The sequence below is a fragment of the Enterobacter sp. MGH 37 genome (assembly GCF_000534515.1).
Lineage (GTDB): Bacteria > Pseudomonadota > Gammaproteobacteria > Enterobacterales > Enterobacteriaceae > Enterobacter > Enterobacter kobei.
The window spans coordinates 470697-496662 of the sequence record NZ_KI973205.1 but is presented as its reverse complement, the minus strand read 5'-3'; the positions used below and the strand labels follow the sequence as shown (position 1 = coordinate 496662).

27 protein-coding genes and 1 riboswitch are annotated in these 25966 nt (G+C 56.8%); of the genes, 16 read left to right on the top strand and 11 right to left on the bottom strand.

Annotated features, from left to right (window positions below; translation table 11 throughout):
* Positions 1 to 18: 18 nt before the first annotated feature.
* Complete coding sequence (rlmF, locus tag L383_RS21285) at positions 19 to 930, bottom strand: 23S rRNA (adenine(1618)-N(6))-methyltransferase RlmF (protein WP_023332468.1); 912 nt, start codon at positions 928 to 930, stop codon at positions 19 to 21.
* Positions 931 to 1173: 243 nt separating this feature from the next.
* On the opposite strand from rlmF, the gene mcbA reads away from it, so the two are divergent.
* From mcbA to ybiJ, 3 genes are all read left to right on the top strand, one after another.
* Positions 1174 to 1440: a DUF1471 family periplasmic protein McbA gene (gene mcbA / locus L383_RS21290; protein WP_014883104.1), complete on the top strand. Its 267-nt coding sequence runs from the start codon at positions 1174 to 1176 to the stop codon at positions 1438 to 1440.
* A gap of 123 nt (positions 1441 to 1563) precedes the next feature.
* Complete coding sequence (locus L383_RS21295) at positions 1564 to 1830, top strand: DksA/TraR family C4-type zinc finger protein (protein ID WP_014883103.1); 267 nt, start codon at positions 1564 to 1566, stop codon at positions 1828 to 1830.
* Between the two features lie 285 nt (positions 1831 to 2115).
* Positions 2116 to 2376 carry a DUF1471 family protein YbiJ gene (gene ybiJ / locus L383_RS21300; protein ID WP_014883102.1) on the top strand — a complete coding sequence of 87 codons (261 nt, stop codon included), beginning with the start codon at positions 2116 to 2118 and terminating at the stop codon, positions 2374 to 2376.
* A 118-nt stretch (positions 2377 to 2494) separates the two neighbouring features.
* Here ybiJ and ybiB read toward each other — a convergent pair whose 3' ends face one another.
* Entirely contained in the window at positions 2495 to 3457 is a 963-nt protein-coding gene (gene ybiB, locus L383_RS21305) for a DNA-binding protein YbiB (RefSeq protein WP_023332467.1), read from the bottom strand.
* 252 nt (positions 3458 to 3709) lie between these two features.
* On the opposite strand from ybiB, the gene L383_RS21310 reads away from it, so the two are divergent.
* From L383_RS21310 to L383_RS21330, 5 genes are all read left to right on the top strand, one after another.
* Positions 3710 to 4246: a fimbrial protein gene (locus L383_RS21310; protein ID WP_023332466.1), complete on the top strand. Its 537-nt coding sequence runs from the start codon at positions 3710 to 3712 to the stop codon at positions 4244 to 4246.
* Between the two features lie 68 nt (positions 4247 to 4314).
* Positions 4315 to 4989 carry a fimbrial biogenesis chaperone gene (locus tag L383_RS21315; protein ID WP_023332465.1) on the top strand — a complete coding sequence of 225 codons (675 nt, stop codon included), beginning with the start codon at positions 4315 to 4317 and terminating at the stop codon, positions 4987 to 4989.
* A 74-nt stretch (positions 4990 to 5063) separates the two neighbouring features.
* On the top strand, positions 5064 to 7574 hold the full coding sequence (locus L383_RS21320; RefSeq protein ID WP_047345016.1) for a fimbria/pilus outer membrane usher protein: 2511 nt from the start codon (positions 5064 to 5066) through the stop codon (positions 7572 to 7574).
* Positions 7575 to 7594: 20 nt separating this feature from the next.
* A complete protein-coding gene (locus tag L383_RS21325; RefSeq protein WP_023332463.1) occupies positions 7595 to 8584 on the top strand; it encodes a fimbrial protein in 990 nt (329 codons plus the stop codon).
* Positions 8584 to 9102 (top strand): fimbrial protein, encoded by a 519-nt coding sequence (locus tag L383_RS21330; RefSeq protein ID WP_023332462.1) that lies wholly within the window; start codon positions 8584 to 8586, stop codon positions 9100 to 9102. The genes L383_RS21325 and L383_RS21330 overlap by 1 nt, the downstream gene beginning before the upstream one ends.
* On the opposite strand, the gene dinG is transcribed toward L383_RS21330, so the two are convergent.
* Positions 9089 to 11266, bottom strand: coding sequence for an ATP-dependent DNA helicase DinG (gene dinG / locus L383_RS21335; protein WP_023332461.1), 2178 nt, complete (start codon positions 11264 to 11266; stop codon positions 9089 to 9091). The two genes, L383_RS21330 and dinG, sit on opposite strands and share 14 nt — an antisense overlap.
* 97 nt (positions 11267 to 11363) lie before the next feature.
* Positions 11364 to 12746: an ATP-dependent RNA helicase RhlE gene (rhlE, locus tag L383_RS21340; protein ID WP_023332460.1), complete on the bottom strand. Its 1383-nt coding sequence runs from the start codon at positions 12744 to 12746 to the stop codon at positions 11364 to 11366.
* Between the two features lie 208 nt (positions 12747 to 12954).
* Between rhlE and cecR the strand changes: the two genes are divergently transcribed.
* The 5 genes from cecR to L383_RS21365 are packed head-to-tail and all read left to right on the top strand — an operon-like array spanning position 12955 to position 18595.
* Positions 12955 to 13632: a transcriptional regulator CecR gene (gene cecR, locus L383_RS21345; protein WP_023332459.1), complete on the top strand. Its 678-nt coding sequence runs from the start codon at positions 12955 to 12957 to the stop codon at positions 13630 to 13632.
* Entirely contained in the window at positions 13629 to 14624 is a 996-nt protein-coding gene (hlyD, locus tag L383_RS21350) for a secretion protein HlyD (protein ID WP_023332458.1), read from the top strand. The genes cecR and hlyD overlap by 4 nt, the downstream gene beginning before the upstream one ends.
* Positions 14617 to 16356 carry an ATP-binding cassette domain-containing protein gene (locus L383_RS21355; RefSeq protein ID WP_023332457.1) on the top strand — a complete coding sequence of 580 codons (1740 nt, stop codon included), beginning with the start codon at positions 14617 to 14619 and terminating at the stop codon, positions 16354 to 16356. The genes hlyD and L383_RS21355 overlap by 8 nt, the downstream gene beginning before the upstream one ends.
* The gene (locus L383_RS21360) at positions 16346 to 17479 is read left to right on the top strand and encodes an ABC transporter permease (protein ID WP_023332456.1); all 1134 of its coding nucleotides are present in this window, start codon (positions 16346 to 16348) and stop codon (positions 17477 to 17479) included. The genes L383_RS21355 and L383_RS21360 overlap by 11 nt, the downstream gene beginning before the upstream one ends.
* 9 nt (positions 17480 to 17488) lie before the next feature.
* Positions 17489 to 18595 carry an ABC transporter permease gene (locus L383_RS21365; RefSeq protein WP_023332455.1) on the top strand — a complete coding sequence of 369 codons (1107 nt, stop codon included), beginning with the start codon at positions 17489 to 17491 and terminating at the stop codon, positions 18593 to 18595.
* Here L383_RS21365 and L383_RS21370 read toward each other — a convergent pair.
* Positions 18557 to 18967 (bottom strand): YbhQ family protein, encoded by a 411-nt coding sequence (locus L383_RS21370; RefSeq protein ID WP_014883088.1) that lies wholly within the window; start codon positions 18965 to 18967, stop codon positions 18557 to 18559. The two genes, L383_RS21365 and L383_RS21370, sit on opposite strands and share 39 nt — an antisense overlap.
* 132 nt (positions 18968 to 19099) lie before the next feature.
* Here L383_RS21370 and L383_RS21375 point away from each other — a divergent pair, with 132 nt between their 5' ends.
* The 3 genes from L383_RS21375 to L383_RS21385 are packed head-to-tail and all read left to right on the top strand — an operon-like array spanning position 19100 to position 22058.
* Entirely contained in the window at positions 19100 to 19861 is a 762-nt protein-coding gene (locus L383_RS21375) for an endonuclease/exonuclease/phosphatase family protein (RefSeq protein WP_023332454.1), read from the top strand.
* Positions 19858 to 21096: a cardiolipin synthase ClsB gene (gene clsB / locus L383_RS21380; protein ID WP_023332453.1), complete on the top strand. Its 1239-nt coding sequence runs from the start codon at positions 19858 to 19860 to the stop codon at positions 21094 to 21096. The genes L383_RS21375 and clsB overlap by 4 nt, the downstream gene beginning before the upstream one ends.
* Positions 21096 to 22058 carry a lysylphosphatidylglycerol synthase transmembrane domain-containing protein gene (locus L383_RS21385; RefSeq protein ID WP_014883085.1) on the top strand — a complete coding sequence of 321 codons (963 nt, stop codon included), beginning with the start codon at positions 21096 to 21098 and terminating at the stop codon, positions 22056 to 22058. The genes clsB and L383_RS21385 overlap by 1 nt, the downstream gene beginning before the upstream one ends.
* A gap of 89 nt (positions 22059 to 22147) precedes the next feature.
* Here the strand turns inward: L383_RS21385 and L383_RS21390 are convergent, their stop codons facing one another.
* The 6 genes from L383_RS21390 to moaA all read right to left on the bottom strand — a co-directional run bounded on the left by L383_RS21390 (position 22148) and on the right by moaA (position 25627).
* Positions 22148 to 22855: a Bax inhibitor-1/YccA family protein gene (locus tag L383_RS21390; RefSeq protein WP_014883084.1), complete on the bottom strand. Its 708-nt coding sequence runs from the start codon at positions 22853 to 22855 to the stop codon at positions 22148 to 22150.
* 64 nt (positions 22856 to 22919) lie between these two features.
* The gene (gene moaE, locus L383_RS21395; protein WP_023332452.1) at positions 22920 to 23372 is read right to left on the bottom strand and encodes a molybdopterin synthase catalytic subunit MoaE; all 453 of its coding nucleotides are present in this window, start codon (positions 23370 to 23372) and stop codon (positions 22920 to 22922) included.
* Position 23373: 1 nt separating this feature from the next.
* A complete protein-coding gene (gene moaD / locus L383_RS21400) occupies positions 23374 to 23619 on the bottom strand; it encodes a molybdopterin synthase sulfur carrier subunit (RefSeq protein WP_014883082.1) in 246 nt (81 codons plus the stop codon).
* A complete protein-coding gene (gene moaC / locus L383_RS21405) occupies positions 23612 to 24097 on the bottom strand; it encodes a cyclic pyranopterin monophosphate synthase MoaC (protein WP_023332451.1) in 486 nt (161 codons plus the stop codon). The genes moaD and moaC overlap by 8 nt, the downstream gene beginning before the upstream one ends.
* A gap of 3 nt (positions 24098 to 24100) precedes the next feature.
* Positions 24101 to 24613 (bottom strand): molybdenum cofactor biosynthesis protein B, encoded by a 513-nt coding sequence (moaB, locus tag L383_RS21410; protein ID WP_023292963.1) that lies wholly within the window; start codon positions 24611 to 24613, stop codon positions 24101 to 24103.
* A 24-nt stretch (positions 24614 to 24637) separates the two neighbouring features.
* Complete coding sequence (gene moaA, locus L383_RS21415) at positions 24638 to 25627, bottom strand: GTP 3',8-cyclase MoaA (RefSeq protein ID WP_023332450.1); 990 nt, start codon at positions 25625 to 25627, stop codon at positions 24638 to 24640.
* A riboswitch (molybdenum cofactor riboswitch) is annotated at positions 25615 to 25749 on the bottom strand. Its footprint overlaps the gene before it by 13 nt.
* Between the last annotated feature and the right edge of the window lie 217 nt (positions 25750 to 25966).

Below are 25966 nucleotides of genomic sequence, written 5' to 3'. Positions count from 1 at the left end.
CCCGGCCTGCGGGACACCTTATTTGCGGCGTTTGTTGTCATCCATAAACGACCAGGCAATAAAGCGGCTCTGCTTCTGGCCCTGCGCCATCTCTTTTTTCACCACTTTCACCGCGCCTGCTTCGGTGAGGGCCCGGTAGAGTGGCGGCAGGTTATCTCCGCGGGAAACCAGCGTGGTGAACCATTTCACCTGGCGACCAAACTGTTTGCTTTCGGCAATCATCCGCAGGATGAAGGCGACTTCACCGCCCTCGCACCACAGCTCCTGCTGCTGTCCACCAAAGTTCAGCACGGCATCTTCGGCCTGACCCAGGTTGCGGCGTTTGCGCTCGCTGCCTGCACGGGCCGCTGCCGCCGAATCATGGAATGGCGGATTACACATCGTGGCGTCATAGCTTTCGTTTTTGTGGATGATGCCATTGAAGATTGACGTCGCCTCCTTCTGGCGACGCAAACGAATGGAACGACTCAGGCCAGCGTTAGCGCTGATTATCGCCTGCGCGCTGGCAAACGCCTCGGCACCGATTTCGCTCCCGGTAAAGCGCCAGTGGTACTCATGCACGCCAATCAGGGGGTAAATCAGGTTTGCCCCGGTACCAATATCCAGGACGGAAGCCTGCTGGGGGATCGCGCCGTCACGATCGTCGGCGAGAAGATCGGCAAGGTGATGAACGTAATCAGCACGGCCCGGAACAGGAGGACAGAGAAAGCCTTCCGGGATATCCCAGTGCGCCACACCGTAAAAATGCGCCAGCAGCGCCTTGTTCAGGGTTTTCACCGCCAGCGGATCGGCAAAGTTAACCGACGGTTCACCCGCGGGGGTCTCGACAATATAGTCCTGCAGCGCCGGACAACTCTGGCACAGTGCGTTCATGTCGTAGCGGCTGCGATGGCGATTTCGTGGGTGCAATCCCGGCTTTTGGGAAGTCATGGCATTCTCCTTTAAACAGCGGCGTAAGATACCTTGTGCTGGCTCTACGGTAAATCTTTCTCTGCAACCCTTAAAAAACCGCCATAAATCAAACACCTTTATGTCTATGATCTGTCAGCGGATTGTCAGCTTTTATCGTTCAAAAAATAAGCAGATCATCATCAAATATTTGCGCTAAATCACACTCGTCAGGCTTCTAAACTTAAAGGGAATCACCTGTTGTTTCCTCATGAGGATGTGATTATGAAAAAGTATCTGACCCTTGCTCTTCTCGCCGGTACCCTGGCGAGCGCCTCTTTCTCCGCTATGGCCGTTCAGTCCCTGACCCAAAGCACGGACACCAGCCAGTTGCGCCCGGCAGGTACCGTCTCGGTAAGCCGCGCAAGCAACCTTGACGATCTTCAGGATAAACTGGCTGAAAAAGCTCGCCAGGAAGGCGCTAAAGGCTTCGTGGTGAACTCCGCAGGTGGAGATAACCATATGTACGGCACAGCGACTATCTATAAATAACGTGTTTCCTTTCACCCGACTGCATCTGCCTGCCAGATGCAGTTTGTCTCCCCTCTCACCTTGATTGTGCATTTTTTAACCCCATATTAACGCTATGGCTTAAACCGATATCAGGAGGGCAAGATGGCTTCCGGTTGGGCAAATGATGATGCCGTGAACGAACAGATCAACAGTACGATTGAAGATGCAGTTGCGCGCGCTCGCGGCGAAATTCCGCGCGGCGAAAGTTTAACGGAATGCGAAGAGTGCGGAGAGCCCATTCCTGAGGCGCGGCAAAAAGCCATTCCCGGGGTAAGGTTATGTATAACCTGCCAGCAGGATAAAGATTCAAAAAACGCTTCACATTCGGGATATAATCGCAGAGGATCGAAAGACAGCCAGTTACGCTGACTTTCCTTTACCTAAGTTAACCGCCCGAATGCTTACCTTTACGCTCACGCTTTTTAGCGAACCGCGTAGCAAAATGTGCCATTCAACTTTCTTCTGTAAAGCGTATCAACAAGAAGTGTAAAGCCGTAATTTGAATTTATTAATAATCAATAAGTTATTTGTCATTCAATTTTTTTGATTAACCACGTCAATTCTCTTCGATTTTATCTCTGCAGAAAAAACGTGATACTTATCACATCGACGGAACATCGTCCCCTTAACAGAATAACCTGCGAGAGATTAATTATGAAAACCATCAAATATGCTGTTGCTGCTGTTGCCCTGTCCGCTCTGTCTTTTGGCGCATTCGCTGTAGAGCCTGTTTCATCTACTCAGGCGCAGAGCATGAATAAAATCGGTGTGGTGAGTGCAGAAGGCGCGACCACGCTGGACGGTCTGGAAGCCAAACTGGCTGAGAAAGCGGCTGCTGCCGGTGCAAGCGGATACACCATCACCTCCGCTAACACCAACAACAAGCTGAGCGGTACTGCGGTTATCTACAAATAATCGCCTGAATGAATGCTGTACCCTCACCAAACCCTCTGGTGAGCTGCTCCAACCCTCATTGACCCTGTTGTTTGTTACCCTTGCTTGCCCGTCCGCCACTGGACGGGCTTTTTTTTGCCTAAAATGCCGCCTCAACCCGTTTCATGCCAGCCTCGACCGTGTCAACTTCCCCGGTCGCCAGCAGGCAGCAGGCCATCTGTAACTTGATGGACTGCGGCACCGGCACATTTCCGGCAAGGCACTGTTCAATCCACTTCGCGGTGATGTAGGGATCTTTCGCCTCCGGCAGAATAACGCCGCTGTTCTCTTCCCCACGTTCAAGCGCGATACGCGTCCCAGCCGCGTCGATCAGCATTATTTGCGGGCAGCGCTGCGGATTAGCGTACACCTCGCCTTCCGTCCCATGCATCAGCAACGCGTTGCCGCCAATCTCTTCAAAGAATTTCCCCACGCGCCCCACGTATTCCGGGTGCGAAACGCTGGAAAGGCGCAGCGCGGCATTTTCGGCAAACGGCGTGGCCAGCTTCGCCAGCGTATGCGCGCTGTTACGCACGCCCATTCGCCAGCGCATTGCGAGCTGCTTTTCCAGCGGCGGGCAGAGCGCCTTAACGGGAATATAGACCGGCTGATGGCTATCGAGCTTCGCCTGCGCCTGCCCGGCGTGGAGAGTGGGTTCGATCCCCAGCAGTTCAAAAATCGTTTCTGTCAGCACGCGGGTCGGATCTTCACTCACCCCATGCACCACCACCGGAAAACCCAGCTTATGTAACAGAATAGCCAGCAGCGGCGTCAGGTTGGCCTGCTTGCGCGCGCCGTTATAGCTGGGAATGACGATCGGCATCGGTTTTGCCACAGGTGGCGTCAGACGCAGCGTTTGCGCCTGCATCGCCTCATAAAAGCCGCGCATCTCCGCTTCACCTTCTCCTTTAATGCGCAGGGCGATAAGAATGCCGCCGAGTTCGAGATCGGGAACCTCACCGTTGAGCATACGGGTGTAAAGCGCACGCGCTGTCTCATGATCCAGGTCGCGGGCATGGTTTTTTCCACGCCCTACCTCTTTGATAATTTTACGATAATCCACGGTATCTCTCCTGAAAACGTCACCTTGTTAACACTATATCCCCGATGAAACCTGCCCGGTAGCTTTTTATCCCCACCGCCAGAGCCATCTGTTTTACCGAAGAAAAAAATTATGCAAGCACTGATTCAATTATTTGTGATGCCTATAGAAGATTCTTATCCATCCATTCTTTGATTAAATAACGAACGGAAATCATTGAGGACAACGGGCAAAAACCTTAGGCACGTTTTTACCCACACACCAGGAACTATTATGAACAAGATTGCGTTAGGTCTTTTTATCGCGTCGGTGATTGGCTGCTCGGCATCCGCTTTTGCAGCAACAGACGGTGAAGGACAGATCAACTTTACGGGCGAAATCATCGATTCCGCCTGTCAGGTTGTGAATGGTTTAAGTAACCCGTTGAACGTGACATTAGGCAAAGTCTCCAAGACGGTCTTTACCGGTGCCGGCTCCACCAGCACCGCCACGAAGTTTGATATTGAGTTAAAAAACTGCCCGGAAACCGTTACGGCGGCGGCAATCAACTTCGGTGGAACCCCGGATGCCAATAACAACAGCACCCTGGCGTTAACCCCCGATGCAGATGCCGCAACCGGCGTAGCCATTCAGCTGATCGACTCTTCTGAACAGCCCGTCAGTTTATATACTCCGTCAAAAGAGTATCCGCTGGCCTCCGGCACCGCAGTATACGATCTGCAGTTTGCCGCGCGATATATTCAAACCGGTGCGACTATTACCGCGGGTCCGGCAAACTCTGTTTCAACATTCACGGTTATTTATAACTGATATTGCTCACCAGGGACTATTTCCTTTTGCAAAAAAGAGATAGTCCCGCCTTATTTTGAGAAAAAACTATGCGTCACGGTTATTTACTCAGCACCCTTTTACTGGTAGCTGCAACGGCACATGCAGGCGTTATTATTAACGGCACGCGCCTGGTCTACCAGGGAGGCAAAAAGGAATCCTCTATCGGTATTTCAAACCCAGATGCAACGGATTATCTGGTGCAATCCTGGGCGGATTCTGGCGGTAAAGACCTGGCCAAAGCTCCCTTTCTGATTACGCCGCCACTGTTTCGTCTTGATGCGAAGCAGGAAAACGTTCTGCGCGTCGTACGTACCGGCGGAAATTTGCCTGAAGATCGCGAGTCGATGTTTTGGCTGAATATAAAAGCCATCCCCTCCTCAAAAAAGGTGGCTGGGGTCAATACCCTGCAAATTGCGGTTAACACGCGCATTAAGCTGATGTACCGCCCGGCCTCCGTCAAGGGTAAACCGGAAGCGGTCGCGGATCAGCTTGAGTGGCACCGCGAGGGCAATGATTTAGTGGTTAACAACCCGACGCCGTTTTATATGAATTTCCAGTCGGTCACCCTTAACGGTCATAAGGTCGATAAAGCGACCTGGGCCGTACCAAAAACCGAAACCCATTTTGCGTTGCCTGCACATACCGGCGGTTCAACCGTGTCCTGGTCAATTATTACTGATTACGGCAGCATCAGCAAAACGCTCTCTGCATCCGTGCATTAATACCGTACCCAATAACGCACCTTATGATTACCTATTCTTCAACCCCAAGAAGGCAATTGCCTTCCGTTTATCGGATGCTTACGCTGCTGACCCTGCTATGCGGGTTAGCGGCCGTGGGTTTTTCGCAGCAAACGCGGGCGGATGATTATTTTAATCCAGCATTGTTGGATGTGGATAATCCACAGCAGGGAAAAACCGATCTCTCCATTTATGAAAAAGGCCCGGGACAGGCGCCAGGGAAATATCAGGTCACGATCTTTATCAATAATAATAAAATTGATACCCGCGACGTGACCTTTATATTGCAAAAGCAGGATAATGGAGAAAATTCCCTTCAGCCCTGCTTTACTCTGTCCGATTTAAAAAGCCTGGGTATTAAAACTGACGACTATCCTCAGCTTGCCGTGAAGGGCGCATGCGCGGATTTGCACGCCATACCGGCGGCGACGGCGACATTTCGCGTCAGCAACCAGCAGCTTCTGTTGAGCATTCCGCAGTCCGCGCTCGGTCAGGTTCCCCGTGGCTATATTGACCCAACAGAATTTGATGAGGGGATCACGGCGGGCATCCTCAACTACAGCGCCAGCGCCAGCCAGAGCCACGCCCGTCAGCAGGGCATGCAGGACAACAGCAGCCAGTACGTTAACCTGCGTCCGGGCCTGAACGTCGGCGCGTGGCGCCTGCGCAACTACTCCACCTGGAGTCGCAGCACCAGCGGTCACGAAGAAGAGCAATCCTTTAACTCGGTCTACACCTATGCCCAGCGCGATATCGTGGCGTTAAAAAGCGACCTGACCGTAGGCCAAAGCAGCTCCCCGGCAGACGTATTTGACAGCGTTCCATATACCGGCGCGCAGCTGAACTCCGACAACGATATGCTGCCGGACAGCGAAAAAGGCTATGCCCCGATCATCCGCGGCACGGCCCACAGTAATGCGCTGGTGGTGGTACGTCAGAACGGCTACGTGATTTATCAAAATACCGTTGCGCCGGGTGCATTTGAAATTAATGACCTGTATCCCACCGGCAGCAGCGGCGATCTCCAGGTCACCGTGAAAGAGACGGACGGCAGCGAACGTCACTTTGTGGTGCCCTACGCCTCCGTACCGGTCCTCCAGCGCGAAAAGCATCTGAAATACAGCGTCACTGCCGGGCGCTACCGCTCTTATGACAAAGACGTGGAAAAAACGCCCTTCGCTCAGGGGAGTGTCATTTATGGCCTGCCGTACGGATTCACCGCCTACGGTGGCGTGCAGCAAAGCAGCCATTATCAGTCACAGGCGCTGGGCACCGGTAAAAACTTTGGCGATCTTGGCGCGTTTTCTGTCGACGTGACGCGCGCCAAAGCGCTGCTCAAAAAACAGCAGGCCAGCAAGGGGCAATCCTGGCGTCTGCGCTACAGCAAAGATTTCGCGGGTACGGGCACAAACTTCGCTCTGGCTGGCTATCGCTACAACAGTAAAGGGTTTTACACCCTCGAAGACACCATGGAGTCCTATACCCGCGCCGATGACTGGTCAGCACCGCAGCAGCGCCGCGCGCGTACCGAGGCCACCATCGATCAAACCCTCGGCGAAGGCTGGGGATCGTTTACGCTGAGCCTGGTCAAAGAGACCTACTGGAACCAGGGTCAGGATATGACCTCGATGAGCGTCAGCTATAACAACAGCTGGAAGGGAATCACCTACAGCATGAGCTATAGCCTCAACAAAAACACCAACAGCCGTGATGACGAAGGCGATTCGGTCAGTAACGATAACCTGTTCGCGCTGAGCGTGTCGGTACCGCTGGATCGCTGGATGAGCAACACCTGGGCCTCCTACAACATGAATAACAATAAAGACGGCACCACGCACACGCTGGGCCTGAACGGGACGGCGCTGGAGGAGAACAACCTTAACTGGAACGTGCAGGAAGGCTATGACTCATCAGAGAACGGTACCTCTACCAGTCTGAACGCCGATTATAAAGCCACCTACGGGGAAGTGAGTGGCGGTTTCAGCCAGGACAAATACCAGCGGACCACCAACGTCGGTCTGCAGGGGGGCATGATAGCCCACGCTAACGGCCTGACGCTGAGCCAGCCGCTGGGCGAGACCATCGCGCTGGTGAAAGCGCCCGGAGCCAGCGGCACGCACATCGCCAACCAGACGGGCGTGGAAACTGACTTCCGCGGCTATACCGTGGTGCCGTTTGTTACCGCCTATCGCCACAACACGATTTCGCTGGATACCGAAACGCTGCCTGACGAGGCTGACGTGACGCACGCTTCGCAGATCGTCACGCCAACCCGCGGTGCGGTGGTGCGGGCAAGCTTCAATACCCGCGTGGGTCATCGCGTCCTGATGACGCTGACGCACAACGGGAAGCCGCTGCCCTTCGGCGCAACGGTCACCACCGAGGATAAGGACAGCGAATTTATCGTCGGCACTGATGGCCAAACCTATCTTTCCGGAATGCCCGATCGCGGCAAGCTCTCCGTCTCATGGGGACAGGAAGCCAGCGACCACTGCGTTGCGGAATACACGCTCACGGATGAAAAAGAGAAAACAGACATTATTAACGCTGCCGCGCAGTGTCAGTAATCAACCGAGCAGGTTCACCTATGCAGCTTGTAAAACAATGCTTTTTCTTACTCATACTGGCAACCGCATCGCTGTTTATGCCGCATGCAAAAGCCACCTGTACGTCGCCGGATATGCCAAAGACCATTAACCTGTCCACGGTTTCCGTCTCCACCACGCTTCCCGTCGGCGCGACCATCCCCGGCACCGAACAGACGGTACACGTCGCGGGCCACTGTGATAATGCTGCAGATAAGGGTCTGGAGATCGTCTCCTGCTACTACGGCTACGGCACGGAAATTCCCGGCCTTTCCGGGGTCTATGAATCCGGCGTGAAGGGGGTTGGTATTGCGCTGATGAATGACAAAGGTCAGCGCATCAGCGGTGCGGGCGGGGTCACCTGCGACTCCCGCGGCACGCCTATTGGCTATGTCTCAACTGACGGCAACCAGACGTTCGATTTTAACGTCACGCTGGAGCTGGTAAAAACGGATACCGCGGTAGAATCCGGTACGCTAAATCAAAGCCAGACCGTTTTTGGCATTGGCGTTTTTGGTCACGAAGGCATCGGTTCACCCAACAATGTTAGCTATGCCGGTAACGTAAACCTTGAAAACGTCACCTGCTCCGTACTGCCAAAAAGCCTGACCGTCAACATGGGCGATTTCCCGGTCAGCGATTTCAACATGGTCGGCACGCTGGCGATGCCCGCGAAGGAGTTCAACATCACGGTGAACTGTAACTCCACCGTTCAGCCTGAATTTAAGGTCACCAGCAGCGACGGCTACGTACCCGGTTATCAGGGGGTGCTTAAGCTCACGCCGGAGGATGGCATGGCAACGGGTGTCGGGATTGAAATGGCGATCGACAACGAGCTGGCAACGTTCGATACCTACACCCAAACTGAAACCCTGGCCTATGCCAACCAGACGATGGATATCCCGGTCAAGCTGAACTATTTGCAGGTGGCAGATGAAGTCACCCCTGGCCCGGCGAACGCCGTCGCCACCATTACTCTGGCCTATAAGTGATGAAAATGAAGAAACGTCTCTTTGTGCTGGCCGCGCTGGCCAGCACGCTCACCTGTCTGGCCCGGGCTGACGATATTCAGCTGCAAATGGTCGGTAACATTTATGCCAACACCTGCCTCGTGGACAGCGCCAGCAAGGATTTAACCGTTGATTTAGGCCAGGCGGCTTCCAGTGAATTCCACGACGTGGGGGATACCGGCGCGTGGAAAACCTTCAGCCTGAAGGTGACACATTGTCCTAAATCCCTCGCCCTGGCGACCGCCTTCTTTTACGGTCAGGCGGATGCTACCCACCCAACCAAGTTTGCCAACACGGGCAGCGCGAAGGGGCTGGCGCTGGAGCTGGCGGACAGCCAGGACCATATACTCATCGCACCGCAGGCCAGCTTTAACGCGCTGATTGACCAGAACGACCATACCGCTACCTTCCCGCTGGCCGCACGCTATTACGCCACCGCTATGCCTGTTACCGCAGGCACGTTCAGCAGCGTCGTTCAGGTGACCTTCACTTACCAGTAGGACCGCGCCCCTTAGCACGGATGCTTTTTCGACGCCCGGCAGCCTGTTTTGCCGGGCGTTTTTTTATCTCCGGTACCGACGGCTGTTCAATCGGGAAGACCGGAAGCGCGTTGAGCAGCCGCTGTCCATAATTTTTGGTCAGCAGACGTTTATCGTAGATCACCACTTCGCCCCAGCAGCCGTGGCTTCGAATCAAACGCCCCACCTGCTGAATCAGGTTAAACGATGCCGCAGGCAAACTCTGCACCTCAAACGGATAGCGGTTAAGGCTTTTCAGCCATTCGCCCTCGGTGATCACCACCGGGCTGTCGATGGGGGGGAAGGCAATTTTATGAATGTGGACCTGCGTCAGGTAGTCGCCTTTCAGGTCAAGACCTTCCGCGAAAGACTGCAATCCCACCAGCACGCTACGCTCGCCGTTATCAATGCGTTTACGGTGGGTTTCCACCAGCCTGTAACGCGGCTGGTCACCCTGCACCAGCAGGAGTAAACGCAGATCGGTGACGTGTTCCAGAAAACGCTGCATGGCGCGTCCACTGGCAAATAACACCAGCATGCCAGGGTATTTTTTACTCTCGACCTGTTCGCGGAAATAGGCCGCCATTTCCGCAATGTGCTGTTCTTCGTTGTCGATCAGCGGCTCAAACGTCATGCGCGGAATGACCAGCTTGCCCTGCTCGCAGTGGTTAAACGGCGAGTCCAGCGCCACAAAGCGGTCACCCGCTTTTTCTTTAAGCCCGCTCATCTCCTGCAAACGAGAAAAACTGTTCAGAGAACGCAGCGTGGCAGAGGTCACCACCACGTGCGGCACGCTGCGCCAGATCAGCTTTTCCAGCTGATCGGCCACGCGGATGCCCACGCAGTGGAAGTAGAGATGCACCTGCCCGTCCCGCACGTCGCGGGTGGCCCATTTGGTGACCGGCGCGCCTGATGCCTGCGCCATTGAGGCCAGCCGCCAGAGTTTGCTCTGCGCTTCGAACATGCCCAGCGCGCGGTTCATCTGTAGCAGAATACGGTGCAGACGCACCACGTCATGCGTGCCGGTTTTCTCGCTCAGATCGTTTAAGAACATCTCCGCCAGCCCGCGCAGCTTTTCAAGGTGCTTTGCCAGCTGCTGACAAATTTCCATCACCTCTTCTGGCAGTTCGCCCATCGCAAAGCGATGTTCCGCCTCCTGGGCTGCGGGAAGATAAAGGTTGAGGATGTTATTGAGCGAGGAGATCAGGCCGTAAACCTCTTCACAATGCTCGCTTAGCCGTTCCGGCACCGCCAGCGGCGGCGTGGTTTTCGGGCGGAACTGCTCCATGCAGGTTGCCACCAGCTTGCAGAACAGATCCAGCTGCAGGCGGAACCAGGGCGCGGTGATCTCGGCGCTCATCTCCAGCGCGTCCCGAGCCACGTCGGGCAGATGATGGCCTTCGTCGAGCACCAGCAGCAGATTTTTGGGCTCCGGTAGCACCGCCTCACTCTCCAGCGCGGCCATCACCAGCGCGTGGTTGGCGACAACCACCTCCGCCTCCTGAATTTCGCGCCGGGCGACAAAGAACGGGCACTCGCGGTAGTAGTGGCAGTTGCGGTTCAGACAGCTGGCTTTGTCAGTGCTGAGCCTGCGCCATAAGTCGTCGCTGATGGCCTGGCTGGTGTGATCCCGAAGGCCGTCCCACTTATAGCCGTCGAGTTCGGCTTTGAGTTTTGCACACTGCTCCTGCTCGGCCTTATTGTTCGGCGTCAGCTCGTCATCAAGAAACGCGAGCAGATCCTGTTGATTCGGCTCGCTGCTGGCGAGCGCCGCCAGGTTACGTGGGCACACGTAGCGCCCGCGCCCAAAGGCGGCGGTAAAGCGCAGGTCGGGGATGATTTTGCGCAGCAGCGGCAAATCTTTGCTGAAAATCTGATCCTGCAGGGCCACGTTGGCGGTGCTGACCACCAGCGTTTTGTCCTCTTCTCGCGCGATGGCAATACCGGGAATGAGATATGACAGGGTTTTCCCGACGCCGGTCGGCGCTTCAATCGCCAGATGTCGCCCGTCGTCCCCGGCAAGCGTTTTTGCCACGTCAGCAATCATCTGCCGCTGCGGCGCTCGGGGGATAAAGTCGGGGATCTGCTGTTGTAGCGCCTTGTACCATGCGCCAATTTGCGCTTTCAGCGCCGCGGTTAAAGCCATCGAAAAACCTGAAATACTGTATAAACAGCCACTATTGTGGCACTTTCTCTTCGCTGCCGCAAAAAGAAAAGCCCGGCTTTACGACCGGGCTTCCAGATTACTGCGGGTTAGCAGGTTTACGCGGGCGGCGTCGACGCTGCCCTTCCCCTGCCGGTTTCCCTTCGCCGCTGCGCCACGGACTTTCGCCGGCCGGTTTGCTGTCGTTGTTGCGACGCGGGGGCTTGCCGGATGATTTCGGCGCGCCGCCTTCAGCACGACGCGGCTGCTGACCGCGACCACCGCCGCCCTGACCACGACCGCCACCCTGGCGACCGTTCTGAATCGGCTCCGCCTTGATGGATGGATCCACTTCGTAGCCCGGGGTTTCGATGCGTGGGATCTCTTTCTTCAGCAGACGTTCGATGTCGCGCAGCAGCTTGTGTTCATCGACGCAGACCAGTGACAGCGCTTCACCGGTTGCCGCCGCGCGGCCGGTACGACCGATACGGTGAACGTAATCTTCCGGGACGTTTGGCAGCTCGTAGTTTACTACGTGCGGCAGCTCTTCAATGTCCAGACCACGCGCGGCGATGTCGGTTGCCACCAGCACGCGGATGTCGCCAGATTTGAAGTCCGCCAGCGCACGGGTACGCGCACCCTGGCTCTTGTTACCGTGGATGGCGGCACTGCGGATACCGTCTTTATTGAGCTGTTCCGCCAGGTGGTTCGCACCGTGCTTGGTGCGGGTAAAGACCAGCACCTGCTGCCAGTTACCCTGGCCGATCATCTGGGAGAGCAGCTCCCGCTTACGCTTTTTATCAACAAAGTGAACGTGCTGCGTCACCTGCTCAGAGGCGGTGTTGCGACGCGCCACTTCCACTTCCAGCGGGTTATGCAGCAGCTTTTCTGCCAGCGCCTTGATCTCGTCGGAGAAGGTGGCAGAGAACAGCAGGTTCTGACGACGCGCAGGCAGCTTGGCCAGCACGCGACGGATGTCGTGGATAAAGCCCATATCCAGCATGCGGTCAGCTTCATCCAGCACCAGAATTTCAATCTGATCGAGCTTCACCGCGTTCTGGTGTTCGAGATCCAGCAGACGGCCCGGCGTTGCCACCAGCACGTCCACGCCGCCGCGCAGCTTCATCATCTGCGGGTTAATGCTGACGCCACCGAAAACGACCAGCGAGCGAATGTTGAGATAGCGGCTGTAGTCACGCACGTTCTCACCAATCTGCGCCGCCAGCTCACGGGTTGGGGTCAGGATCAGCGCACGAACCGGACGACGGCCTTTGGCGTGCGGCTGGTTTTTTACCAGCAGCTCTAACAGCGGCAGCGTAAAGCCCGCGGTTTTACCGGTGCCGGTCTGGGCGCTGGCCATCAGGTCACGCCCCTGAAGAACGGCGGGGATCGCCTGCTGCTGGATGGGGGTTGGCTCAACGTAGCCCTGCTCTGCGATGGCACGCAGAATTTCCGGGTTCAGGCCAAGGGAATCAAAAGACATAAAAACTCCGAACCGCCCCGACCATCACAGGTGTAGTTTTCAGGGAGATATAACGAAAAGGGGAAGGACAAAAACCACAATGTCGCGAAGGGGCGGAGTGTAGCAGCTTTTGTGACGTGGCGCATAAAATATCCCTCCGCGTTCCCTCGACGTTAGCGTGAATCAGGCATAATCTTAATCAATCGATTGATTAATTTTTAATACCGCCATGAATACGACCCCAACAACAACCAAAGGTGAACAGGCCAAAAGCCAGCTGATTGCTGCCGCGCTGGCGCAGTTTGGCGAGTATGGCCTGCACGCGACCACGCGAGATATCGCCGCCCAGGCCGGGCAAAACATTGCGGCGATCACCTACTATTTTGGCTCAAAAGAGGATTTGTACCTCGCCTGCGCCCAGTGGATTGCCGATTTTATCGGCACACATTTTCGTCCGCACGTTGAAGAAGCCAGCGAGCTGTTGAGCCAGCCGACGCCGGATCGTGACGCTATCCGGCGGCTTATCCTGAATGCCTGCCATAATATGATCCGCCTGCTGACGCACGACGATACGCTCAACCTGAGTAAGTTTATCTCCCGCGAGCAGCTCTCCCCTACAACTGCCTATCAGCTGGTACACGATCAGGTCATTGCTCCGATGCATACCCACCTGACCCGGCTGATCGCCGCCTATACCGGGCGGGACGCCAGCGATACCGTGACCATTTTGCATACCCATGCCCTGCTGGGTGAAATCCTTGCCTTTCGTCTGGGGCGGGAAACCATCCTGTTACGCACCGGCTGGACACAATTCGATGAGGATAAAGCCGCGCAGATTAGCCAGGTCATCACCTGTCATCTCGATCTGATCCTGCAAGGCTTAACGCAAAGGAGCCTGAAGTCATGAAAAAACCTGTCGCCATCATTCTGGTGGTTGTTGTTTTGCTTGCCGCGGGCGTCGGTGGCTGGCTGTGGTATCAGAGCCATCAGGACCGGGGCCTGACGCTGTATGGTAATGTGGATATTCGTACCGTGAATATGAGCTTCCGCGTGGGTGGCCGTCTCGCCTCGCTGAGCGTTGACGAAGGTGATGCCATTAAACGCGGGCAGACGCTGGGCATGCTGGATAAAGCCCCCTACGAGAACGCCCTGATGCAGGCCAAAGCGGGCGTTTCCGTTGCCCAGGCGCAATATGACCTGATGCTGGCGGGTTATCGTGACGAAGAGATCGCCCAGGCCGCCGCTGCCGTTAAGCAGGCGAAAGCTGCCTACGACTACGCGCAGAATTTCTATAACCGTCAGCAGGGGCTGTGGAAAAGCCGCACCATTTCAGCCAACGATCTGGAGAATGCGCGTTCATCCCGCGACCAGGCGCAGGCGACGCTGAAATCCGCGCAGGATAAATTAAGCCAGTACACCACCGGTAACCGCCCGCAGGACATTGCCCAGGCCAAAGCCAGCCTTGAACAGGCGCAGGCGCAGCTGGCCCAGGCAGAGCTGGATCTGCATGATACAACCCTCATCGCCCCGTCTGACGGTACGCTGATGACCCGTGCCGTGGAGCCGGGCAGCATGCTCAGCGCGGGCAGCACCGTATTAACGCTCTCCCTGACCCGCCCGGTCTGGGTGCGCGCCTACATTGACGAGCCAAATCTCGGCCAGATGCAGCCGGGCCGCGAGCTGCTGCTCTATACCGATGGTCGTCCGGATAAGCCGTATCACGGCAAAGTCGGCTTTGTCTCCCCCACCGCCGAATTCACCCCGAAAACCGTTGAAACGCCGGACCTGCGTACCGACCTGGTGTACCGTCTGCGCATCATCGTCACCGATGCGGACGACGCGCTGCGTCAGGGCATGCCTGTTACCGTAAAAGTGAACAACGGGGAACGACATGAATGACGCGGTTATCCAGCTCAACAATCTGGTCAAACGCTTCGCAGGGATGGACAAACCGGCGGTCGCCCCGCTGAACTGCACCATTCAGAAAGGCTATGTGACCGGCCTGGTCGGCCCGGACGGCGCAGGCAAAACCACGCTGATGCGGATGCTGGCCGGTTTGCTAAAGCCGGATGAAGGCACAGCCAGCGTGCTTGGCCTTGACCCCATCAAAGACGACGGCGCGCTCCACGCCATGCTCGGCTATATGCCGCAGAAGTTTGGTCTGTATGAAGATCTGACGGTGATGGAAAACCTGAACCTGTATGCCGACCTGCGCAGCGTGACCGGCGAAACCCGGCAGAAAACCTTCGCCCGCCTGCTTGAGTTCACCTCCCTCGGCCCGTTCACCGACCGGCTGGCGGGCAAGCTCTCCGGCGGGATGAAGCAAAAGCTGGGGCTGGCCTGTACGCTCGTCGGCGAACCAAAGGTCCTGCTGCTGGACGAGCCCGGCGTCGGCGTGGACCCCATCTCCCGCCGTGAGCTGTGGCAGATGGTGCACGAGCTGGCAGGCGACGGGATGCTGATCCTCTGGAGCACCTCCTACCTCGACGAAGCGGAACAGTGCCGGGACGTGCTGCTGATGAACGAAGGCGAGCTGCTTTATCAGGGCGAGCCAACGACGTTGACGCAGAGCATGGCCGGACGCAGTTTCCTCCTCCACAGCCCGCAGGAGTCCAACCGCAGGCTGCTGCAGAGAGTGCTGAAACTGCCGCAGGTGAGCGACGGGATGATTCAGGGTCGGTCCGTGCGCGTAATCCTCAAAAAGGAGGCCACCGTCGAGGATATTCGCCGCGCGCCTGGCATGCCTGAAATTGAAATGGCAGAGACGGCGCCGCGCTTTGAAGATGCGTTCATCGACCTGCTGGGCGGCGCGGGGACATTGGAATCGCCTCTCGGCGCGATCCTCCACACGGTTGAAGGTACGCCGGGCGAGACGGTGATTGAAGCCAAATCCCTGACCAAAAAGTTCGGCGATTTCGCCGCCACCGATAACGTCAACTTTGCGGTAAAACGCGGCGAGATTTTTGGCCTGCTCGGGCCGAACGGCGCGGGGAAATCCACCACCTTTAAAATGATGTGTGGCCTGCTGGTGCCGACGTCCGGCAAGGCGCTGGTGCTGGATATGGATCTCAAAGTCAGCTCCGGCAAGGCGCGCCAGCATCTGGGCTATATGGCACAGAAATTCTCGTTGTATGGCAACCTGACCGTCGAGCAGAATCTGCGCTTTTTCTCCGGCGTGTACGGCCTGCGCGGGCGCGCGCAGAACGAGAAAATCCGCCGCATGAGCGATGCCTTCGGGTTAACGAATATTGCCTCCCACGCCACCGACGAACTGCCCCTCGGCTTTAAGCAGCGCCTCGCGCTGGCCTGCTCGCTGATGCACGAGCCCGATATTCTTTTCCTCGATGAGCCGACCTCCGGGGTGGATCCCCTCACCCGCCGCGAGTTCTGGCTGCATATCAACAGCATGGTGGAGAAAGGGGTGACGGTGATGGTGACCACCCATTTTATGGATGAGGCGGAATACTGCGACCGCATCGGGCTGGTCTATCGCGGCAAGCTGATTGCCCACGGCACCCCGGACGACCTGAAAAACCAGGCCGCCGACGATGCCGTGCCGGACCCGACCATGGAGCAGGCGTTTATCACCCTCATCCACGACTGGGATAAGGAGAATGCCCATGCGCAGTAACGCCCTTTCCTGGCGCCGGGTGCGCGCGTTATGCATAAAAGAGACGCGGCAGATCGTGCGTGACCCGAGTAGCTGGCTGATTGCGGTGGTGATCCCCCTGCTGCTGCTGTTTATCTTTGGCTACGGCATCAACCTCGACTCCAGCAAGCTGCGGGTCGGCATTTTGCTGGAGCAGCAGAGCGAAGAGGCGCTGGACTTCACCCACGCCATGACCGGCTCGCCGTACATTGACGCCACCATCAGCGATAACCGGCAGGCGCTGATCCAGAAGATGCAGGCCGGGAAAATTCGCGGGCTGGTGGTCATCCCGGTGGATTTCGCCGCCAATATGGCGCGGGCGAATGCCGACGCGCCGATCCAGGTGATTACCGACGGCAGCGAGCCGAACACCGCCAACTTCGTGCAGGGCTACGTGGAGGGGATCTGGCAGCTATGGCAGATGCAGCGTGCCGAAGACCGGGGGGAGACGTTTGAACCGCTCATCGACGTGCAAACACGCTACTGGTTTAACCCTGCCGCCATCAGCCAGCACTTTATCATTCCGGGCGCGGTGACGATTATCATGACGGTGATTGGCGCGATCCTGACCTCGCTGGTGATCGCCCGCGAGTGGGAGCGTGGCACCATGGAGGCGCTACTGTCCACAGAAGTGACGCGCGTCGAGCTGCTGCTGTGTAAGCTCATCCCCTACTATTTCCTCGGCATGCTGGCGATGCTGCTCTGTATGCTTGTCGCCGTCTTTATCCTCGGCGTGCCGTACCGCGGCTCGCTGGTGGTGCTGTTTTTTATCACCAGCCTGTTTTTACTCAGCACGCTGGGGATGGGGCTGCTCATCTCCACCATCACCCGCAACCAGTTTAACGCCGCGCAGGTGGCGCTCAACGCCGCCTTTTTACCGTCGATTATGCTGTCCGGGTTTATTTTCCAGATAGACAGTATGCCAGCGGTGATCCGCGCCGTGACCTACATCATTCCGGCGCGTTATTTCGTGAGCACGCTGCAAAGCCTGTTCCTGGCGGGGAATATTCCGGTGGTGCTGATTATCAACACGCTGTTTTTAATGGCGTCAGCGGTGATGTTTATCGGATTGACGTGGTTGAAAACCAAACGGCGTCTGGATTAAGGAGCGAACATGTTTCACCGACTATGGACGTTAATACGAAAAGAGCTGCAATCCCTGCTGCGCGAGCCGCAAACCCGCGCCATTCTGGTTTTGCCGGTGCTGATCCAGGTGTTGCTGTTCCCCTTTGCCGCGACGCTTGAGGTGACCAACGCCACCATCGCCATTTACAACGAAGACAACGGTAAACATTCCGTCGAGCTGACGCAGCGCTTTGCCCGTGCAAAAGCGTTTACCCATATCCTGCTGCTGAAAAGCCCGCAGGAAATCCAGCCGACCATCGATACGCAAAAAGCCCTGCTGCTGGTGCGCTTCCCGGCAGATTTTTCCCGTAACCTGGATACCTTCCAGACCGCGCCGATGCAGCTTATCCTCGACGGGCGCAACTCTAACAGCGCCCAGATTGCGGCCAACTATCTGCAGCAGGTGGTGAAGAATTATCAGCAGGAGCTGATGGACGGCAAACCAAAGCCCAACAACAGCGAGCTGGTGGTGCGTAACTGGTACAACCCGAATCTGGACTACAAATGGTTTGTGGTGCCGTCGCTGATCGCCATGATCACCACCATCGGGGTGATGATCGTCACCTCCCTGTCCGTCGCCCGCGAGCGGGAGCAAGGTACGCTGGATCAGCTGCTGGTTTCCCCGCTCGCGACCTGGCAAATCTTTGTTGGCAAAGCGGTGCCGGCGCTGATTGTCGCGACATTTCAGGCCACTATCGTGCTGGGCGTGGGAATTTGGGCCTATCAAATCCCGTTTGCCGGTTCGCTGGCGCTGTTTTACTTCACGATGGTGATTTACGGGCTGTCGCTGGTGGGGTTTGGGCTGTTAATTTCGGCGCTGTGCTCGACGCAGCAGCAGGCGTTTATCGGCGTGTTTGTCTTTATGATGCCAGCGATTTTGCTCTCCGGGTACGTTTCCCCTGTCGAGAACATGCCGGTGTGGCTGCAGGACATCACATGGATAAACCCGATACGCCACTTCACGGACATTACCAAGCAGATCTATCTGAAGGATGCGAGTCTGGATATTGTCTGGGGGAGTTTGTGGCCGCTACTGGTCATAGCGGCCACGACGGGGTCAGTGGCGTACGCGATGTTTAGACGCAACATTGCGTAGCTTTTTCTCTTTGGTGAGCAATGAGACCACCGCAGGCCCTGCAAGGATTGCGAGACCCGCCAGGGCCAGCAGCAGGTTGTTTTGCAGCACGCGTGACAGCAGCCAAAGCACAATCATCGCGGCACCAAAGTACCAGGTGGTGGTGAGCTCTTCGAGCACATCACCCACCTCGCGCCAGCGCGCTTCATGGTGGCGCTGTAAGAACAGCATCGACAGCACGGTGACGCCATAGAGGACGCATAGCCCCAGGCCAACACGCACCAGCGTGCCGCTCATCCAGCCCATCACCAGTACGGCCACGACCAGTAAATGCAACATTATCTGCCAGCAACTTAACCCCGTTGCGACACGAACACGTTGTTGCCACTTCATGGCTTCTCTCCTGAAGGATTTTATCTGCTTAATCAGACTACCGCACTTTACGGAAAATTCCGTAACGCCGCATCTTTTTGTGACGCCGACTACACTTTATTTTCATTGGGATAGTCACTCAGGAAGGGGCTTATGACTCAAAAAATGCAGCATTTCTCGCTTAAAGTGCTGACGATAAACATTCATAAAGGCTTCACAGCATTTAATCGCCGCTTCATTTTACCGGAGCTGCGCGACGCGGTTCGCACCGTCAGCGCGGACATTGTCTGCCTGCAGGAGGTGATGGGCGCGCACGAGGTGCATCCCATGCATTTCGAGAACTGGCCCGATACGCCGCACTATGAATTTCTGGCCGACACGATGTGGAGTGATTACGCCTACGGGCGCAACGCGGTCTATCCGGAAGGCCATCACGGGAACGCGGTGCTGTCACGTTTTCCTATCGAACATTATGAGAACCGGGACGTTTCCGTGGGTGAGAGCGAAAAGCGCGGGCTGCTATACTGCCGCATCGCGCCACCGGCACTCACGGTGCCCATTCATGTCGGTTGCGTGCATCTTGGCCTGCGCGAAGCCCACCGTCAGGCGCAGCTACAGATGCTGGCTGACTGGACCAATGCGCTTCCCGACGGTGAACCCGTGGTCGTGGCCGGTGATTTTAACGACTGGCGGCAGCGCGCGAACCATCCTCTGAAAGTCAATGCAGGGCTGGAGGAGATTTTTACCCGGGCCCATGGTCGCCCGGCACGGACGTTTCCGGTGCGCTTCCCCCTGCTGCGCCTGGACCGTATCTACGTGAAAAATGCCCATGCCAGCAGCCCGACGGCGCTGGCCTTACTTAACTGGCGACATCTGTCCGACCATGCCCCGCTCAGCGCGGAGATCCACTTATGAAATGTTCCTGGCAGGAAGGCAACCGGATCTCGCTGCTGGTCAACGGCGACGAGTATTACCCGGCCGTCTTTAAGGCGATTGATAACGCTAAGCAGAGAGTGATCCTCGAAACCTTTATCTGGTTCGAGGACGACGTGGGCAAACAGTTACACAGCGTACTGCTGCGTGCCGCCCGGCGCGGCGTCAAAATTGAAGCGCTGCTGGACGGCTATGGCTCACCGGACCTCAGCGACGGGTTCGTGAATGAACTGACCGCTGCGGGCGTGGTGTTCCGCTACTACGATCCCGGCCCGCGCCTGTTTGGCATGCGTACCAACCTTTTCCGGCGGATGCACCGCAAAATTGTGGTGGTGGATGAGGCGGTGGCGTTTGTCGGCGGCATTAACTACTCCGCTGAACATATGTCCGACTACGGCCCGGAAGCAAAACAGGATTACGCCATTCGCATTGAGGGCCCGGTAGTACAGGACATCGTATTATTCGAACTGGAGAACCTGCCGGGGAAAGAGGCCGTTCGCCGCTGGTGGAAACGCCGCCATCGCCCGGAGGAGAACCGCAAGCCCGGCGAAGCGCAGGCCCTTTTCGTCTGGCGCGATAACGGCGAGCACCGGGACGATATTGAACGCCATTACCTGAAGATGCTCGCCAACGCGAAGCGCGAAGTGATCATTGCTAACGCCTACTTTTTCCCGGGCTATCGCCTGCTGCATGCCATGCGTAATGCGGCCCGGCGCGGCGTACGGGTGAAGCTGATTGTGCAGGGCGAGCCGGATATGCCGATAGTCAAAGTTGGCGCGCGGCTGCTGTATAACTATCTGGTCAAAGGCGGCGTTCAGATCTACGAATATCGCCGTCGACCGCTACATGGCAAAGTCGCGCTGATGGACGATCACTGGGCCACCGTCGGCTCCAGCAATCTGGATCCGCTGAGCTTATCGCTGAATCTCGAAGCTAACCTGATCATCCACGATCGCCAGTTTAATCAGACCCTGCGGGATAATTTGCAGGCCCTGATTGTTAACGACTGCGTGCGCGTGGATGAGTCTATGGTGCCGAAACGCACCTGGTGGAACCTGGGCATCAGCGTAGTGGTGTTCCACTTCCTTCGCCATTTCCCGGCGATGGTCGGCTGGCTGCCAGCGCATACGCCGAAGCTGGCGCAGGTGGACCCGCCGGTACAACCCGAAATGGAAACCCAGGACCGCGTTGAAGCGGAAGATGGAGGCAAACCCTGATGTCGAAATCACATCCGCGCTGGCGGCTGGCGAAAAAAATTCTCACCTGGGTGTTCTTTATTGCGGTCGCCGTGCTGCTGGTGGTTTACGCCCAAAAAGTTGACTGGGAGGAGGTGTGGAAAGTTATCCGCAACTACAACCGGATGGTGCTGCTGGGCGCGACAGGGCTGGTGATCGTGAGCTACCTGATGTACGGCTGCTACGATCTGCTGGGCCGGGCATACTGCGGCCACAAGCTGGCTAAACGCCAGGTGATGCTGGTGTCGTTTATTTGCTACGCCTTCAACCTGACGCTGAGTACCTGGGTCGGGGGGATTGGCATGCGCTATCGCCTCTACTCGCGTCTCGGGCTGCCGGGCGGGACTATAACCCGCATTTTTTCCCTGAGCATCACCACTAACTGGCTGGGCTATATTCTGCTCGGCGGGGTGATTTTCACCATCGGCGTGGTCCAGCTGCCCGCGCACTGGTACATCGATGAAGCCACGCTGCGTATTCTCGGCATCGTGCTGCTGCTGATTATCGCTTTTTATCTGTGGGCCTGCGCGTTTGCTAAACGCCGTCATATGACCCTCAGAGGGCAGAAACTGGTATTGCCGTCGTGGAAGTTTGCCATGCTGCAGATGGCGGTATCCAGCGCTAACTGGATGGCGATGGGAGCAATTATCTGGCTGTTGATTGGCGAGGACGTGAATTACTTCTTCGTGCTGGGCGTGCTGCTGGTGAGCAGTATCGCCGGGGTTATTGTGCATATCCCGGCGGGGATTGGGGTGCTGGAGGCGGTGTTCATTGCGCTTCTGGCCGGAGAGCATGTTTCTCAGGGAGCGATTATTGCCGCCCTGCTCGCCTACCGCATGCTCTATTACTTCCTGCCGCTGGCGCTGGCCACGGTCTGTTATCTGGTGCTGGAGAGTCGGGCGAAGAAACTACGGGCGAAGAATGAGAGGATGTTAGCGAAGTGAATAAGTCGGGTGGCGGCTTCGCCTTACCCGACCTACGGTTCGCGTTTCGTAGGCCGGGTAAGGCGAAGCCGCCACCCGGCAAAACAACCTTAACGACGGTTGCCGAAAATACGCAGCAACATCAGGAACAGGTTGATGAAGTCCAGATAGAGCGTCAGCGCGCCCAGAATCGAGTATTTGCGCAGGTTTGAACTGTCGCGCACGTCGATCTGCTCGCCGATGTTTTTCAGCTTCTGGGTGTCATACGCCGTCAGCCCAACGAAGACCACCACACCGATGTAGGTCACGGCCCACATCAGCGCTTCACTCTTCAGCCACAGGTTCACCAGCGACGCCAGCACAATCCCGATCAGCCCCATAAACAGCATGCTGCCGAAACCGCTCAGGTCACGTTTGGTGGTGTAGCCGTAAAGGCTCATCGCGCCGAACATCCCGCCGGTTACCACAAACGTGCTGGCAATGGAGGAATAGGTGTAGACGATGAAAATACTGGAAAGCGTCAGCCCCGTTAGCGCCGAATAGAGCATAAACAGCGTGGTCGCCATCCCCGCACTGAGCTTTTGCACCAGCCCGGAGAGGACAAACACCAGCGCCAGCTGCGCGATAATCAGCCCAAAGAAGGTGATTTTGCTGGAGAAGATAAACATCATCAGTTCAGGCGTGTTCGCCGCATACCACGCGATAAACGCGGTAAGCAGCAGGCCAACTGTCATCCAGCCGTACACCTGAGCCATATACGTCTGCAGGCCGCTACGGGTCTGCTGTACTATTGAATCGGAACGCGGAAATCGGTCCATGATTCACTCCTGATTAAGATTAAGTAGACACACACGTTAAGATTAACACATCCACGTCAACCGACTACCAACGGCTGGCGGCTTGTTTATCGCTATCGCGGGATTCCACCCAGCGCTCCCCTTCCGGCGTCGCTTCCCGCTTCCAGAACGGCGCTTTAGTTTTGAGGTAATCCATCATGAACTCCCCTGCCGCAAACGCGCTGCCGCGGTGTGCGCTGGTCACGCCCACGAAGACAATCTCTTCGCCTGGCCACATCTCGCCGATGCGGTGGATCACCGTGACGCGCCCGAGCGGCCAGCGGCCACGCGCTTCTTCCACAATGGCCGCCAGCGATTTCTCCGTCATGCCCGGGTAGTGCTCCAGCGTCAGCGCGTTTACGCTGTCACCGAGGTTGTGGTTACGCACCTTGCCGGTGAACGTCACGACCGCGCCGTCTTCGTCACGCTCGGCCAGCCAGTCATATTCTGTCCCCACGTTAAAACGCGCCGGGCTCACCAGAATTCGGGTCTCAGCCATCTTAACCCCCTGTGACCGGCGGAAAAAAGGCCACTTCATCCCCTGCGGTTAGCGGATGGCTGAACTCAACCAGCGTCTGGTTCACGGCGGCCAGCAGCTTACTTTCGTCCAGCGCCAGCGCCCAGCGTTCGCCCTGTGCGGCCAGATGCGCACGCAGGGCGGCGACATTTTCAAAAGAGCCCTCCAGCGTCAGGCTGTCGGTATTCACCAGCTCGCGCACCTGGGCAAAAAAGAGCACCTTAATCATGGCTGTCCACCTTAAAATCACCGGTTTTGCCGCCGCTTTTTGCCAGCAGGCGAACCGGGCCAATCACCATATCTTTCTGCACCGCTTTACACATGTCGTAGATGGTCAGCGCGGCAACGGAGGCTGCCGTCAGGGCTTCCATCTCAACGCCGGTCTTCCCGGTTAAGCGGCACAGGGACTCAATGCGCACCCGATTATGCTCCGGCTGCGCCTGCAGGTTCACTTCCACCTTGCTAAGCATCAGCGGATGGCAAAGGGGAATGAGGTCCCAGGTGCGCTTGGCGGCCTGAATACCGGCGATGCGGGCGGTGGCAAAGACGTCACCCTTGTGGTGGCTGCCGTCGATAATCATCGCCAGCGTTTCCGGCTGCATGGTAACGAACGCTTCCGCGCGCGCCTCGCGCACCGTTTCCTCTTTGGCGGAGACATCCACCATATGCGCTTCGCCGGCGGCGTTAATGTGGGTCAGTTGTGACATAGATTATTTCTTTAAATGGGGATGGAAATTACACGGACGGGTACGGGCATCCAGCTGCGGGGCGATGATGTTTTCCCATGCGGTACGGCAGGCTTTGGTCGAGCCCGGCATGGCGAAAATCAGGGTGTTGTTGGCCACCCCGGCGACGGCGCGCGACTGCAGCGTGGAGGTACCAATCTCCTCAAAGGAGAGCATGCGGAATACTTCGCCGAAGCCTTCCACTTCGCGGTCAAACAGCGGGATCAGCGCCTCAGGCGCCTGATCACCTGCGGTAAAACCGGTGCCGCCGGTGATCAATACCACCTGCACTTCATCGCTGGCAATCCACTGCGAAACCTGCGCGCGAATGGCGTAGCGGTTCTCTTTCACAATCGCTTTATCGACGATGTGATGCCCCGCATCATGGGCCGCCTCGCGCAGCCAGTGGCCGGACGTATCATCCTCTTCGCCACGGCGGTCGGAAACGGTAAGAATAGCAATGCGTGTCGGGATAAATTCTGCGCTTACCTGACTCATCTTCTGATTCCTTCTTAAGCCTGATCACCCGCCAATATAAGACAGGTTCTGAGTAATGCCGGTGTTGCCCTGATGCAGGAAGTGGGTCTGTTTTTTGTGCGTCAGCGCTTCAGAAATGCGCGCTTCAAGCGCGGCCTGTTGAGCATCGTCTTCCAGCAGATCGCGCAGATCTACGCCACCGTCGCCGAACAGGCAGAGATGGAGCTTGCCCACGGAGGAGACGCGCAGACGGTTACAGCTGGCGCAGAAGTCTTTCTCATAGGGCATGATAAGGCCAATCTCACCCTCGTAATCCGGGTGGCAGAAGACCTGCGCCGGGCCGTCGCTGCGCTGGCGGATCTGGTGGATCCAGCCGCGTTTGAGCAGCTCGTCGCGCAACACCATGCCGGAAATGTGATGGCGGCGGAACAGGTCACTGCCCTCACCGGTTTCCATCAGCTCGATAAAACGCAGCTGGATGGGGCGAGATTTTATCCACGCCAGGAAGGTATCGAGCTGATGATGGTTCACATCACGCATCAGCACCGTATTGACTTTGACTTTCTCGAACCCGGCCGTAAATGCCGCGTCGATGCCGTCCATCACCTGGCGGAACTTGTCCTGGCCGGTAATGGCGTGAAACTGGCGGGCATCGAGGCTGTCCACGCTGACGTTGATGGCGGTTAAGCCCGCGTCGCGCCAGGTCGCCACATCACGCGCCATCCGGTAACCGTTGGTGGTCACCGCAATCTGGCGGATATGTTCGTTTTCACGCACGGCGGCAATGATGTCGGGGAAATCACGGCGCAGAGAAGGTTCGCCTCCGGTCAGCCTGACCTTTTCGGTGCCAAGCCCGGAGAACGCGCGCGTAACGCGGCGCACCTCATCCACGGAGAGAAAGCCGTTATTGGTGACGCTGCCCGGTTTGTAACCGTCGGGCAGGCAGTAGGTGCAACGGAAGTTGCACACATCGGTAATCGACAGACGTAAGTAATAAAACTTACGCGCGAAAGCATCAGTCAGTTGTGAAGCCATGTACACCTTTCCAGATACGGGAGGCACAGTCATTTCTTTCTGTACCCTGGTGGCAGATCCGCCACGGCCAGAGCGCCATATCTTTCGACACAGGCACAAAGGCTAGAGTGTATGTTTTCAAATTCGAAAACGTGGTTATGGCGATAGTAGCGCGGAAATTCTCACTTCGCCATCATCGCCTTTCGCTATATAATTATGTATATAGCGACTCAATCGTGCATTTTCGCTACAGAATACCTAAAAACCCTCTTTTCGCATTGATATACGTCATTTTGCTTCGTATGAGGCATCGTCTTTTAGGGGTAGTTCAGTTAGTGTTACGCAGATCAAACGTGATAA